Origin of the sequence: Streptomyces sp. NPDC046985 (assembly GCF_040644415.1) — a bacterium.
Lineage (GTDB): Bacteria > Actinomycetota > Actinomycetes > Streptomycetales > Streptomycetaceae > Streptomyces.
This window is the reverse complement of record NZ_JBEYWK010000016.1, coordinates 159,922-172,751: the sequence shown is the minus strand read 5'-3', so window position 1 is coordinate 172,751 and position 12,830 is coordinate 159,922. Positions and strand designations below refer to the sequence as shown.

At 73.6% G+C, this 12,830-nt stretch carries 10 protein-coding genes and 1 pseudogene; 4 read left to right on the top strand and 7 right to left on the bottom strand.

The window, feature by feature from the left end:
• Window positions 1-75 precede the first annotated feature (75 nt).
• Window positions 76-1,500 carry a lipase maturation factor family protein gene (locus ABZ861_RS21685; protein ID WP_361632469.1) on the top strand — a complete coding sequence of 475 codons (1,425 nt, stop codon included), beginning with the start codon at window positions 76-78 and terminating at the stop codon, window positions 1,498-1,500.
• A 41-nt stretch (window positions 1,501-1,541) separates the two neighbouring features.
• On the top strand, window positions 1,542-1,949 hold the full coding sequence (locus tag ABZ861_RS21680; protein WP_361632467.1) for a DUF3224 domain-containing protein: 408 nt from the start codon (window positions 1,542-1,544) through the stop codon (window positions 1,947-1,949).
• Between the two features lie 79 nt (window positions 1,950-2,028).
• Here ABZ861_RS21680 and ABZ861_RS21675 read toward each other — a convergent pair.
• The 3 genes and pseudogenes from ABZ861_RS21675 to ABZ861_RS21665 all read right to left on the bottom strand — a co-directional run.
• Window positions 2,029-2,198, bottom strand: a pseudogene (locus ABZ861_RS21675) (glycosyl hydrolase-related protein); the annotation flags it as partial.
• 56 nt (window positions 2,199-2,254) lie between these two features.
• On the bottom strand, window positions 2,255-3,466 hold the full coding sequence (locus tag ABZ861_RS21670; protein ID WP_361632465.1) for an SPFH domain-containing protein: 1,212 nt from the start codon (window positions 3,464-3,466) through the stop codon (window positions 2,255-2,257).
• A 14-nt stretch (window positions 3,467-3,480) separates the two neighbouring features.
• On the bottom strand, window positions 3,481-3,732 hold the full coding sequence (locus ABZ861_RS21665) for a hypothetical protein (protein ID WP_361632463.1): 252 nt from the start codon (window positions 3,730-3,732) through the stop codon (window positions 3,481-3,483).
• Window positions 3,733-3,982: 250 nt separating this feature from the next.
• Here ABZ861_RS21665 and ABZ861_RS21660 point away from each other — a divergent pair, with 250 nt between their 5' ends.
• Window positions 3,983-5,326, top strand: coding sequence for an amidase family protein (locus ABZ861_RS21660; RefSeq protein ID WP_361632461.1), 1,344 nt, complete (start codon window positions 3,983-3,985; stop codon window positions 5,324-5,326).
• A gap of 194 nt (window positions 5,327-5,520) precedes the next feature.
• Here the strand turns inward: ABZ861_RS21660 and ABZ861_RS21655 are convergent, their stop codons facing one another.
• Window positions 5,521-5,694 (bottom strand): hypothetical protein, encoded by a 174-nt coding sequence (locus tag ABZ861_RS21655; RefSeq protein ID WP_361632459.1) that lies wholly within the window; start codon window positions 5,692-5,694, stop codon window positions 5,521-5,523.
• 437 nt (window positions 5,695-6,131) lie between these two features.
• On the opposite strand from ABZ861_RS21655, the gene ABZ861_RS21650 reads away from it, so the two are divergent.
• Window positions 6,132-6,686 carry a hypothetical protein gene (locus ABZ861_RS21650; protein WP_361632457.1) on the top strand — a complete coding sequence of 185 codons (555 nt, stop codon included), beginning with the start codon at window positions 6,132-6,134 and terminating at the stop codon, window positions 6,684-6,686.
• Window positions 6,687-6,745: 59 nt separating this feature from the next.
• Here ABZ861_RS21650 and ABZ861_RS21645 read toward each other — a convergent pair whose 3' ends face one another.
• The 3 genes from ABZ861_RS21645 to ABZ861_RS21635 all read right to left on the bottom strand — a co-directional run bounded on the left by ABZ861_RS21645 (window position 6,746) and on the right by ABZ861_RS21635 (window position 12,570).
• Window positions 6,746-8,212 (bottom strand): SDR family NAD(P)-dependent oxidoreductase, encoded by a 1,467-nt coding sequence (locus tag ABZ861_RS21645; protein WP_361632516.1) that lies wholly within the window; start codon window positions 8,210-8,212, stop codon window positions 6,746-6,748.
• A 135-nt stretch (window positions 8,213-8,347) separates the two neighbouring features.
• Window positions 8,348-9,688: a wax ester/triacylglycerol synthase family O-acyltransferase gene (locus tag ABZ861_RS21640; RefSeq protein WP_361632455.1), complete on the bottom strand. Its 1,341-nt coding sequence runs from the start codon at window positions 9,686-9,688 to the stop codon at window positions 8,348-8,350.
• A gap of 269 nt (window positions 9,689-9,957) precedes the next feature.
• Window positions 9,958-12,570, bottom strand: a complete 2,613-nt coding sequence (locus tag ABZ861_RS21635; protein WP_361632453.1) for a PA14 domain-containing protein — start codon at window positions 12,568-12,570, stop codon at window positions 9,958-9,960.
• Window positions 12,571-12,830 lie beyond the last annotated feature (260 nt).

Genomic DNA, 12,830 nt, shown 5'->3' with positions numbered 1-12,830 from the left:
TCGGATTCTTCGAGCCGGGAGCGGGGTAAGCGGAGCCCGACGAGGTGTGTCCGGACGACGGGAGCGTGCACGGCCATGGGATGGTTCGCCGCAGCGGACTGCTGGCTGAGCCGGCTGGTCTTCCAGCGGGCGCTGGCCGCGCTGTACGTGATGGCGTTCCTGACGGCGGCCCTCCAGTTCCGGGCGCTGCTGGGCGAGCGCGGGATGCTGCCGATCCCCCGGTACGTCGCGCGGGTGCCGTTCCGGCGGGCGCCGAGCCTGTTCCACCTGCGCTACTCCGACCGCCTTTTCGCGGCGGTCGCCTGGACCGGGTGCGCGGTGTCCGCGGCGCTGCTCGCGGGGCTCGACGGCCTGCTGCCGCTGTGGGGCGGCATGCTGCTGTGGCTGGCCCCCTGGGCGCTGTACCTGTCCATCGTGAACGTGGGACAGACCTGGTACGGCTTCGGCTGGGAGTCGCTGCTGCTGGAGACGGGGTTCCTCGCGGTGTTCCTGGGCAACGCCACGGTGGCCCCGCCCGTGGTCGTGCTGTTCCTGCTGCGCTGGATCCTGTTCCGGGTCGAGTTCGGTGCGGGGCTGATCAAGCTGCGCGGGGACGCCTGCTGGCGGAAGCTGACCTGCCTGGACTACCACCACGAGACGCAGCCGATGCCGGGCCCGCTGAGCTGGTTCTTCCACCGTCTGCCGGCCCCGCTGCACCGGGTCGAGGCGGCCGCCAACCACGTCACGCAACTGCTCGTGCCGTTCCTGCTGTTCACCCCGCAGCCGATCGCCACGGCAGGGGCCGCGGTCATGATCCTGACCCAGGTGTGGCTGGTGCTGTCGGGCAACTTCGCCTGGCTGAACTGGATCACGATCGTGCTGGCCCTGTCGGCGGTCCGGTGGCCGGGGAGCGCGCCCTCGCCGGGGCCCGCCGCCCCGCTGTGGTACGAGGTCGTCGTGCTGGCCGTCTGCGCGCTGCTGGCGGTCCTCAGCTACCGGCCCGTGCTGAACATGATCTCCCGTCGCCAGGTCATGAACCGCTCCTTCGACCCGCTGCACCTGGTCAACGCCTACGGGGCGTTCGGCAGCGTGAGCAGGGTCCGCCACGAGGTGGTGCTGGAGGGGACCTGGGACGACCCGGCACGGGAGGACTCGGACTGGCGGGCCTACGAGTTCAAGGGCAAGCCCGGCGATCTGAGGCGGTGGCCGCGCCAGTTCGCGCCGTACCACCTGCGCCTGGACTGGCTGATGTGGTTCGTCGCGCTGTCCCCGGCGTACGCGGGCGGCTGGTTCGGCGTCTTCGTGGAACGGCTCCTGGAGAACGACCGCGACACCCTGCGGCTGCTGCGCCGCTCGCCCTTCCCCGCGGACCGCCCGCCGCGCTACGTCCGCGCCCGGCTGTACCGCTACCGCTACACCACCGCGCGGGAGCTGCGCGAGACCGGCGCCTGCTGGGACCGCGCGTACGTGCGGGACTTCCTGGCGCCGACCCGGCTCGCGGAGCGCGCCGGGAGGCCGTGACGGGAGCGTCTCTGTCAGACCCCTCCCCTACAGTCGGGCGCATGAGAGCTAAGGGCACGTTCACCGTGAAGTCCTTCACGCCGACCGAGCTGAGGCCGGACCCCGACGTCCGCACCGGCCTCCCGGTCGGCGTGGCCACCCTGGAGAAGCGCTTCGAGGGCGAGATCACCGGCCGCTCCGCCACCCTGTTCACCGCCGCCTACGACCAAGAGTCCGAGGTGGGCACCTACGTGGCCATGGAGTCGTTCGACGGCGCCCTCCACGACCGGCGCGGCGCCTTCAACTTCGCCCACTCCGGCACCACGACCGGCGACGACCGCAGCATCGACTTCTTCACCGTCGTCCCCGCCAGCGGCACCGGCGAGCTGACCGGAATCCGGGGCACCGGCGGCCTGGCGATCGACGCCGACGGCACGCACCGGATCTGGTTCGACTACGAGCTGGACTGAGCGGATATACGGGCGGGCGCGGCGCGGCGCGGGGACGCAGATGACACGACGGGCGCCGCGCCGACCGCGCGCCCCGTGCTCAGCCGCGCCGCAGCCGCCGCGTCATCAGTTCGAACGGCCGCAGCCGCAGCGCGATGCGGTCGCCGTCGCGCTCCGGGGCGCCGGTCACGGGCCGCTCCAGCAGGTCCGTCACCGTGGCCCGCGCGCGACGGTGAAGCTCGGCGTCAGCGTGGCCCGAGCGCGGCCTCCACGGTCCGCGGCGGGGCGCCGACACTCTGGCCCGGCGCCCCGCCCGGCGCCTCACGTCACGGTGTGTGCGGGCGCGGGCCGGCGCCGCCGGACGAGGCCGCGTCCGGGCCCTGGATCTCCAGGCGGCCGTTCCCCTGCCCGGACCGGCCCTCGCCGGACCCCTGGCCGCCCTGAGCGCTCTGGCCGTTCTGGCCGCTGAGGTTCTGGCGGACCGAGTCCAGGATCGTCAGGCCCTGGGCGACCAGGCCCGCCGCGATCTCGCCGAGGCCGTCCGCGCCGTTGAGGACGTTGACGTTGGCGCCGGCCAGTCCTCCGGCCGCCTCCTTGACGATCTGCGGAAGCTGGTCGATCAGCATCCGGTCGAGCGCGACCCGGTCGTACGACGCCGCGGCCTCGGCCTGGATCTTCATGCGCTGGGCCTCGGCGGCGGCGAGGATCCTGACCCGCTCGGCGTCCGCCTCGGCGGGCTTGACGACCTCGGCCACCAGCTCCTGCTGGCGCAGCTTCGCCTGCCGCTGGGCCAGTTCGGTCTGCGCGGCGAGCACCTCCTGCTGGGCGTGCGCCTGCGCCAGCGGACCGGCCTGGGACGCGTGCGCCTGGGCCCGGTCCACCTCGGCGGAGTACTCCGCCTTGACCACGGCGGTCTGCCGGGCGTACTCGGCCTGGCGGCGCGCCGCCTCCTGCTCCGCCTCGGCGGCGGCCTGGTTGGCCTGTGCCTGGGCGATCTGGGCCTGGCGCTGGATGGCCGCCTTGTGCGGGGCGGACATGGCGTCGATGTAGCCGGTGTCGCCGTCGTCGATGGACTGGATCTGCAACGAGTCCACGATCAGACCGATCTTGGCCATCTCCGTCTTGGAGGTGTCGAGCACCTCGGCGGCGAGCTTCTGCCGCTCGGTGACGATCTCCTCCACCGTCATCGAGCCGATGATGGCGCGCAGGTGCCCGGCGAAGATCCGCCCGGTCAGGACCGACATCTGATCCTGGTCGGACAGAAAGCGCTGCCCGGCGTTGATGATGCTCTCGGTGTCGTTGCCGACCTTGAACGCGATGACGGCGCGCACGTGCAGCGCGATGCCCTGCTTCGTCACGCAGGTCTCGACGACCTCGGACTCGCACATCGACAGGGTGAGGAAGCGGACTTTGCGGAAAACGGGCAGCACGAACTTGCCGTGCCCCGTCACCACCCGGAACGGCGCGCCCCCCAGTCCCCGCCTGCCGCCCGAGATCAGCATCGCCTCATCGGGGGCGGGAACGCGGTAACCGAACATCTTCTCGTCTCTCCTTAGCCTGCGTCTGCCGCATCGCCGCGCAGCCGGTCCAGGGGATCGCCCCACTCGATGACGTCGACCTCACGGCGTCCGCGGGACTCCACCACGAGGACCGTCGCACCGATCGGCAACGGTTCCTGCGACCAGGCGAGGAAGGTTTCGGAACCGCCTCTGACCCGCACCAGGATCTCGCCGGGGCCGGCGGATCCGCGCGTGCCGATGAGAAGCTCCCCCGTGCAGCCGATCACGGCCTCGTCTTGCGCCATTGCCGACTACTTCCCCTCGTATTCGCCCTGTTCTTCTGACCTTAGACCCCCCAGGTCGGAGTGCCTACGCCGCGTCCGGTCCCGTTCGCGGCGGCCCTCTTCCCCGGCGCGCGACCCTCTCGACGCCGCCGCCCGCGCCGGGCACAGTTCTCCCTGCGCCCTCGCGTCCGCCCGCGCCAGCGCGCCATGACCGCGAGCGAGGCCCCGCCGGGACCTGCGCGCGCCGCCCGTCCGCCGTCGAGGAGCGCCCGTGACTGACTGGGTCGGCCGCAGTGCCGCCGAGATCGCCGCCGCCGTACGCGACAAGCGGGCCACGCCGCGCGAGGCGGTGGCCGCCCATCTGGACCGCATAGCCCGCGTCGACGGCCGGATCGGCGCCTTCCGGACCGTCCGCGCGGCGGCGGCGCTCGCCGAGGCCGACGAGGTCGCCGACCGCTCCGACCTGACCGAACTGCCCCTCGCGGGCGTGCCGGTGGCCGTCAAGGACAACCTCGCGGTGCGCGGCGAGTCCACCCGCGTCGGCTCGGCAGCGACTCCGGACGCGCCGGCCGAGCGGGACCACGTCGCCGTGGCCCGGCTGCGAGCGGCGGGCGCGGTGGTGCTCGGGCTGACCCACGTGCCCGAGCTGTGCGTCTTCGGCACCACCGAGGGCGTGCACGGCGTGGTCCGCAATCCGTGGGACACCGCGCGCACGGCGGGAGGGTCGTCGGGCGGCAGCGCGGCCGCCGTGGCCGCCGGGATGGCGCCGATCGCGCTGGGCAACGACGGGATGGGCTCGCTGCGCATCCCCGCCGCCAACTGCGGCCTGGTCACGATCAAACCGGGTCACGGGACGGTCCCCGCGGGGATCGGGGACGGCGACTGGTTCGGCATGGCGGAGAACGGGCCGCTGGCCACCACGGTCGAGGACGCCCGCCTGGTGCTCTCGGTGCTGGCGGGCGGCGGGATCCCGAGCGAAGCGCCGGTCCGGCCGCGCACGGTCGCCGTGTCCGTGCGCAGCCCGCTGGCCGGGACTCTGGTGAGCCGGCCCTACGCCCTGGCCGTGCGCGAGGCGGCGGCGCTGCTCGGCGCGGCCGGTCACCGTGTGCGCCGCGCCGATCCGCCGTACCCGGCGTCGCTGGGGGTGACGGCGCTGCGGCACTGGACGGCCGGCACGGCCGTGGACGCGGCCGGTCTGGACCCCCGGCGGCTGGCCCGGCGCACCCGGGTGCACGCCGCCGTGGGACGCCGGTTCGCGCCGGGCGTGCGCACCGGCGACGCGCGGGAGCGGCTGCGCGAGCGGCTGGCGCCGTTCTTCGCCGAGCACGATGTGCTGCTCACCGCCGCGCTGGCCCGCCGCGCCCCGAAAGCCGGGCCCTGGCACGAGCGGGGCTGGCTGCGCAACGTGCTGTCGTGCAGCGCCTATTCGCCGATGACGCCGCCGTGGAACCTGACCGGCTGGCCCGCGATGGCGGTGCCGCTGGGCACGCTGCCGCCCGGCGCTCCCTGCGCCGTGCAACTCGTCGGCCGCCCCGGCTCGGAGGGCATGCTGCTGGACCTGGCCGGGCAGATCGAGCGCGCCCGTCCGTGGCGGCGCACGACCGACCCGCGATAGCGCCACGCGGGTCGCGCTGACCCACGGCACGGAGCGTCGGCCCGAGGCGGACCGGGCCGAGGAGGACACCGTGCGTGCGTCAACGCGAACTCCCGCTGACCGGTGCCCCGTTGAGGTACGACCGTGGGACCCGGGCCGCCTTTTGCCGTTCGGAGGCGACCGGATCCGGGCGGGAGCCCCGGGTTCTACGGGGGTCAGTCCACGCTGGGCAGGATGTGCGGCTCGGCGAGGTCGTCCTCGTAGCCCGCCAGGCGGATGGGGGCCGAGCGGGCCCACACGTCGAGGATGCCGAGATCCCCGTGGCGTCGCCTGCCGCGCTCGACATGGTCCAGGGAAGGCTGCTCGCTGCTCGTCTTGTCCGGTGTCACCGCGCACTCCTTATGTGTCGGTCACCCTCGGGGGAGGCCGGAACCCACTCTGCGTTCCGGCGCCTGAAACCCGCTCGAAGGTGGGTCGAAAGGCAGGTCGGACGCGGTGGCGCCGGCGACTGAGGTCCGAGCGGGCCGTGGTAGGCCCCTCGCCCCGGGACGGACCGTGGGTGTGGATGAAACCCGGTCGAGCTGTCCGTCTACTCCAGATTAACCAAATGAGCGGACCCGCGCTCGATAGGGACGCAAAAAGCTGGTAACCATCTGAAGTCAAGCGTGTTCACAAGATTAGCCACCCGCCGATCCGTCACATCGAGTGCGAGGCGAGATTCACCCGTTCGGGCTACGCCGCACCGTTCAAGCCCCGTTGGCCGCGGCGCAAGCCCGCCGTGCTCTGCTGCCGGGGGGCAACGGCTGTCTCGCGGAAGGACCGACGCATGGAGCTGCGCAGTGTCGCGGAGCTGATGGACCTGCTGTACGCCTGCCGGGGCGCCGCCGCGCCGGACGCCTGCGGCGGCCGTGCTGACCGCGAAGACCCCACCGACCGCACCGACCCCACCGACCGCCCCGACCCCGCTGATCGCACCGATCCCGCCGGTCGCGCCGATCTTCTCGAGCGCGCCCTGCGCACCGCCGCGCTGCTGCGCCGACGCCGTCCGGCCGACAAGGAGCTTCAGGTGGCGGGCCTCGTCCTGGGCGTCGCCGGGCTCCTCGGCCCGGTGCGCGCGGACGCCGCCGGGTCCTCGGGCGCGGCCCGCGCGGCCGGGGCGGTGCGGGCCCTGCTGGGCGAGCGCGTCGCCGGTCTGGTGCGCGAGCAGGCGGGCGACGGCGGCCGGACGGCGCCGCCGCCCGACGAGGACGCCCTGACGCTGGGCCAGGCGTACGAGGAGGCCCGCCGTGCCGACGGCCCCGGCGCCGGGGTCCTGGAGGACTGGCGGACGCTGCTGGAGCTGGTCGCCGCCCGCCGCTCCCCGCTGGGCGCCGTCGACTGACCTGACCCTCGACCGACCTGACCGCCGACCGGCCTGACGTCAGGCCGGGCGGGGCGCGGTCACCACTTGCCCGGCGCGTAGTCCTTCAGGAAGACGCCGTAGAGGTCCTCCCCCGCCTCGCCGCGCACGATGGGGTCGTAGACCCGGGCGGCGCCGTCGACCAGGTCGAGCGGGGCGTGGAAGCCGGCCTCGGCCAGCCGGACCTTGTCGGGGTGCGGCCGCTCGTCGGTGATCCAGCCGGTGTCCACGGCGGTCATGAGGATGCGGTCCTGCTCGTACATCTCCTGGGCGCTGGTGCGCGTGAGCATGTTCAGGGCGGCCTTGGCCATGTTGGTGTGCGGGTGGCCCGCGCCCTTGTAGCCGCGCGCGAAGACGCCTTCCATGGCGGAGACGTTGACGATGTAGGCGCGCCCGGAGGCGGCCGCCATCGCCGGGCGCAGTCGGCTGATCAGGATGAACGGCGCCGTGGAGTTGCAGAGCTGGACCTCCAGCAGCTCCACCGGGGTGACCTCGTCGACCGTCTGGATCCAACTGTTGGTGTCGTGCAGGTCCGGGACCAGGCCGCCGGCGTCGATGGCCGTGCCCGCCGCGATCCGCTCCAGGGACGCCGAGCCCGACACCAGGGCGAGGTCGGTGACGTCCTGGGCGCTGAGCACACCGGCGCCCGCCGCGGGCAGCGCGGTGACCGCGCCGGAGCCGAAGGCGCCGATGACCTCGGACGCGGGCAGCTCACCGGCGGGCAGCGGCGCCGACTCGGCGGCGGTCAGCTCGCTGTACGCCTGCGGGGAGCGGCGGACGGTCTGCGCGGCGTTGTTGATCAGGATGTCCAGCGGCCCCTGGGCGGCCACCGAGTCGGCGAGGGCGACCACCTGGGCCGGGTCGCGCAGGTCGATGCCGACGATCTTCAGACGGTGGATCCACGCGTCGCTGTCCGGCTGGGCCTTGAAGCGGCGGACGGCGTCGTGGGGGAACCGGGTGGTGATCGTGGTGTGCGCGCCGTCGCGCAGCAGTCGGAGCGCGATGTACATGCCGATCTTGGCCCGGCCGCCGGTGAGCAGCGCGCGCTTGCCGGTCAGGTCGGCGCGGGCGTCGCGGCGGGCCCGGTTCTCGGCCGCGCAGGTCTGGCAGAGCTGGTGGTAGAAGTAGTCGACCTCGATGTAGCGCTGCTTGCAGACGTAGCACGAGCGCGGGCGCCGCAGAACGCCCGCGATCTGCCCCTCCCCGGTGAGGGAGGACGGCAGGACGCCCTCCGTCTCGTCGTCGATGCGCTGCGCGGAGCCGGTGGCGGTGGCCTCGGTGACGGAGCGGTCGTGGGCGGTCTTGGCGGCCCGGCGCTCCTGGCGGCGCCGCTGCTTGACCACGCGGTACAGGTGCGAGGTGGCGCGGCGCACGGCGACCGCGTCCGGGTGGTCGACGTCGATTCCGTCCAGTTCGCGGAGCACGTCGAGGCACACGGCGAGGCGCTCGGGGGCGATGCCGGGCCCGTGCCCGGGGTCGCCGCCCGGCGCGGGCGCCGCCTCGTCCATGGCCGTCGTGGCGTCGTCTGTCACCGTCATCGCGCTGCCGTTTCCCTGGTCGCTCTCGCGGCGCTCCGACGGGCGCCCGCTGTCGAACGGGGGAGTTTACGGCAGCGACGCGTCGCTCAGCCAAACGCCCGCGGGTCAAGGTCCGCAGACCGTGATCAGCGTCTCCACCTCCTCGGAGAGGGCGCGGGCCAGCCGGCCGAGGTCCGGCACGGCGCGGGCGTCGGCGACCAGGCCGTAATGGACCCGGCCGCGGTAGGTGGAGACGGCGACGGCGAGGGACTGGCCGCGGGCGAGCGGGGCGAAGGGGTAGACCTCGGTGAGCGGATGGCCGCCGAGCCGCAGGCCGAAACCGGGCAGCGGGACGCTGGTGACCAGGATGTCGAACCACAGCCGGGCGGCCCCGCTGACCAGCGGGCCGCCCAGGCGGTGGCCGAGGGCGGGCACGTGGTCGGCCAGCAGGGCGACGGCGCCCGCGCCGCGGTTGGGTCCGGCGTCCTTGTTGCGGTCCATGGCGGTGCGGACGGCGGCCAGCCGGCGCAGCGGGTCGGCGACGTCGACGGGCAGCTCCATCAGGTAGCCGGAGAGCCGGTTGCCCTGGGGGTTCGCGGTGCGCGGACGACGCCGGGAGACGGGGATCAGGGCGCGCGGCGCGACGCCCTTCGTGGAGTCGCCGCGCTCCTCCAGCCAGCGGCGCAGGGCGCCCGCGACGACCGCGATCAGCACGTCGTTGACGGTGCCGCCGACGGCCTTGCGCACCAGGTGCACGTCGTCGATGTCGACGACCACGCCTGCGGTGCGGCGGGTGCCGGTGGGCTCGGCGACGAGGGCGGGCGTGGAGCGGCTGACCAGGGAGGTGCGGGCGACCGAGGCGCCGATGTCCAGGGCCCGGCCCACGTCGGAGAGGGCGCCGCGCAGCGCTCCGGGCAGCCGGCGCACGTCGGGCAGCAGGCCGTGCGGCGGCGCGGCCGGACGCGGGCGCCGTTCGGGCAGGTCCACCGGGTCGAGCAGGCCGGCGGCGAGGGTCAGGGCGCGCAGTCCGTCAGCGAGGGCGTGGTGGAACTTGAACAGCACGGCGAAGGAGTCGCCGTCCGCGCCCGGCAGCACGTGGGCCTCCCACGGCGGCCGGTTGCGCTCCAGCGGGCGCTGCATGAGGCGGCCGGAGGCGGCGTGGAAGTCGGCGACGGGCGCGTGCAGCCGCACGTGGTCGAGCGGGTCGAAGCAGGGGGCCGTCTCGCGGGCGGCGCCGCCGAAGCCGAGCGGGCGGCTCAGCACCCGGGCGGGGCGCCACTGGTCGCGGATGCGCATGCGCAGTCCGGGCACCGCGGCGGCGCGGGAGGCGAGCAGGTCGGCTGCGTCCTCCACGGCGGTCGGCGCGGGGACCGCGAAGACGCCGAGGGCGCCCAGGTGCATCGGATGGTCGGCGGACTCGATGTTCCAGAAGGCCAGGTCGAGGGGAGCGAGCGGGTCAGAAGTCAACGGCGTGCCTCGCATCGACGGTGGGTGAGCCTGCAAGTCGACCGCGTGCCACATATTACGTTCACATACGATTGGGCTACGCTCAGTCAACTCCACTTTACGGCCCACCACGGTCGGGCAGGGCGGGACACATGCGGTTTTAGCGGCCTTTGGAGTGCTCTTTGACCCCGTCCGGCCGTCGCCCCGGCCGCGCGCGGGACCAGGCGCCTGATCCCACCCCTGCGGCGACGCCTCTGGCGGAGGCGTCGCCGCATGGGCACGGGCGCGGGTCAGCCCGCCGGGCATCCTGCGGGCGTCGCCTGCGACGCGTCGCGGATCAGCGCCTGCTGAGCGGCCTTCACACGGGCGGCGTCCGGCTTGAGGACCCGCCGGTCGTAGGTGAGCAGCCCGTTCAGCTCGCCCTCCACGTCGCTGATCTGGGTGTAGACCGCGCCGTTGCTCCCCCGGCACGCCAGCGCCCGCACCTCGTCCAGCTTGGCGAGGTAGTCGTCGGTGTACGCGGCCGGGTCGACGTCGACGTAGCTCTGCTGCACCGGCCAGGCGTGGCCGGGCACCGCCAGGCCGAGCCCGCCGTACTCGCCGCTGACCAGGGCCCGCTTGCCGTCCGGGTGAGGCGGCAGGGCGGGAGAGGGGTATCCGTGCTCGTCCATGATGTCGCCGGCGCCGCCGTCGGCGCCCAGGTTGAGGCCCGACATGCCGTTGACCAGCCGGGTGGGGTCCCATCCCTTGGCCTGCTGGGCGATCCGCGTCTCGTCGTACTGGCCCCAGCCCTCGTTGAAGGTCACCCACATGACCACCGAGGGGCTGCTGACGTGCTCGTCGATGATCTGCTTCATCTCCCGCTCGTACTCGGCGCGGGCGGCCGGGGACGGGTTCACCCCGGCGGTCATGGCGGGCATGTCCTGCCAGACCATCAGGCCCAGCCGGTCGGCCCAGTAGAACCAGCGGTCGGGCTCGACCTTGATGTGCTTGCGCACGGCGTTGAAGCCGAGCCGCTTGTGCGTCTTCAGGTCGTAGGCCAGCGCCTCGTCGGTGGGGGCGGTGTACAGGCCGTCGGGCCAGAAGCCCTGGTCGAGGGTGGCCATCATGAAGACGGGCTTGCCGTTGAGCATCGTGCGCGGGACGCCGTTCACCTGCTGGACGGAGACCGAGCGCAGGCCCGCGTAGCTGCCGACCTCGTCCGCGCCGACCCGCACCTTCAGGCCGTACAGGAACGGGTCGTCGGGCGACCACAGGCGCGGGCGGCGGATCGTCAGCGTGAGCGGGCTCCCGGTGCGGCCGTGCGCCGCGGCCACCGCGTGCTTGCCGTCGTACGCCGTCACCGCGACCGGGAGGCCGGGCCGCACGCCCCTGGCCTGCACGGTGAGGCGGCCGTGCGCGGCGTCCGGGGTGAGCTTGAGGGAGTCCACGTGGTCGGCGGCGACCGGTTCCATCCAGACGGTCTGCCAGATGCCCGACGTGGGCGTGTACCAGATGCCGCTCGGGTCCAGGCGCTGCTTGCCCAGCGGCGGGTTCTCGCCGTCCGCCGCGTCGGTCGGGTCGTAGACGCCGACGATCAGCTCCTGGGCGCGTCCGGGCTTGAGCGCGGCGGTGACGTCCGCGCTGAACTTGTCGTAGCCGCCCTGGTGCGCGGCGACCCGGACGCCGTTGACGTAGACCTCGGCCTTCCAGTCGACGGCGCCGAAGTTCAGCCGCAGGCGCTTGCCGTGGCCGACGTGCCAGCCTGCGGGGACGGTGAAGGTGCGGCGGTACCACATGCGGTCCTCGTGGCGTTCGACGCCGGAGAGCTGGGACTCCACCGGGTACGGGACGAGGATGCGCTCGGGCAGGTCGCGGCCGACGGGCGGCCGCTCTCCGGCGTGGCCTGCGGCGAACTGCCAACGGCCGTTGAGGTTACGCCAGTCGGGGCGGGTGAGCTGTGGGCGCGGGTACTCGGGCAGCGCGTTACCGGGCCCGACTTGATCGGCCCACTTGGTGCGCAGTTCGTGTGTGGAATGGTTGGGGCCGCCGCTCCAGAACGCCCCGACCTGGTGACCGTCGGTCCCGGCGAGGCCGCCTTGGCCGTCGTAGCGGAGGTCGACGGCGCCGCGTCCGGTGCCGGTCTTGTCGCCGACGACCGGCTGCCGCAGGGCGACCAGGAGGGCGCGGTGATCGGCCGGATCGCGCCGGGCGGCGCCCAGCGGCCAGGCGGCGCCGCCGATCACGGCCCGGAAGTGGTCGGTGAGACCGGCGGGCGGGGCCGCGAGCGGCTGCGCGAAGTCCATTCTGAGGGTGCGGCCGTCGCCGAGGACGGTGGTCGATGTCGCGCCGTCGTAGGCGTAGCCGTCGGGCAGGCGGAACGCCGACTGCGGGACGGGTTCCTTGCTGCCGCCGGGCTCGGTCCAGCGCAGGTGGATGTTCGAGCCGCCGAAGTGCTCGAAGTACTCGACCTTGAAGTCGTAGGGCTGACCGGCCGTCAACTCGATCGGCGCGGAGGTCTGTTCGTTGTCCCAGTCGTCGACCCAGTGGTCGATGGCGAGCTGCCCGCCGACCCAGAGGCGGAAGCCGTTGTCGGCGCTGAGGGAGAAGGTGTGGGCGCCGGTGTGCCCGGGGACGATCCGGCCGGTCCAGCGGACGCTGACGTCGTCCGACTGCCCGGTGGCGAAGGACAGTCGGGGTTCGAGGTCGTCGAAGTCGAGGTTCGGGTCGAACCCGGTGGCCTTCAGCTCGTGGAAGTCGAAGGCCCCGGGGGCGGACTGGGTGTAGTACTCGCCCTTGAGGCCGTGGACGGCCACGGGCTTCTGTGGGGCGGCGCTCGCGCCGGGCGGCGCGGTGAACGCGGCGAGACCGAGCGCCGCGGCGAGCAGCACCGCGAATCGGTCTCGGATACGGCTGATGCGCACGGATCCTCCTGCCGGGAGGGAAACTGGCGGGTCCTGTCCGCTGCCTGCGTGCGGGATTGTGCGTTCTGGTGCGTTACAACGTTGTCAAAGGCAGCCGACGGCATGACAACACGGAATCCCGCGCCCGTCCAGGGACATGACAAGGAACCGGTAAGGGAGGGTCCGGACTCGGACAGCGCGCACCGCCGCCGGTCGCCGGAGCGGTCATCGCAGACGCCTGGGGCGTGTCTCGAAAGGAGCGTCGTCCGCCCGCCGGGCAG

Coding starts and splice junctions, on each gene's coding strand:
- ABZ861_RS21685 (WP_361632469.1), top strand. CDS start 76: ATGGGATGGTTCGCCGCAGCGGACTGCTGGCTGAGCCGGCTGGTCTTC.
- ABZ861_RS21680 (WP_361632467.1), top strand. CDS start 1,542: ATGAGAGCTAAGGGCACGTTCACCGTGAAGTCCTTCACGCCGACCGAG.
- ABZ861_RS21670 (WP_361632465.1), bottom strand. CDS start 3,466: ATGTTCGGTTACCGCGTTCCCGCCCCCGATGAGGCGATGCTGATCTCG.
- ABZ861_RS21665 (WP_361632463.1), bottom strand. CDS start 3,732: ATGGCGCAAGACGAGGCCGTGATCGGCTGCACGGGGGAGCTTCTCATC.
- ABZ861_RS21650 (WP_361632457.1), top strand. CDS start 6,132: ATGGAGCTGCGCAGTGTCGCGGAGCTGATGGACCTGCTGTACGCCTGC.
- ABZ861_RS21645 (WP_361632516.1), bottom strand. CDS start 8,212: ATGGACGAGGCGGCGCCCGCGCCGGGCGGCGACCCCGGGCACGGGCCC.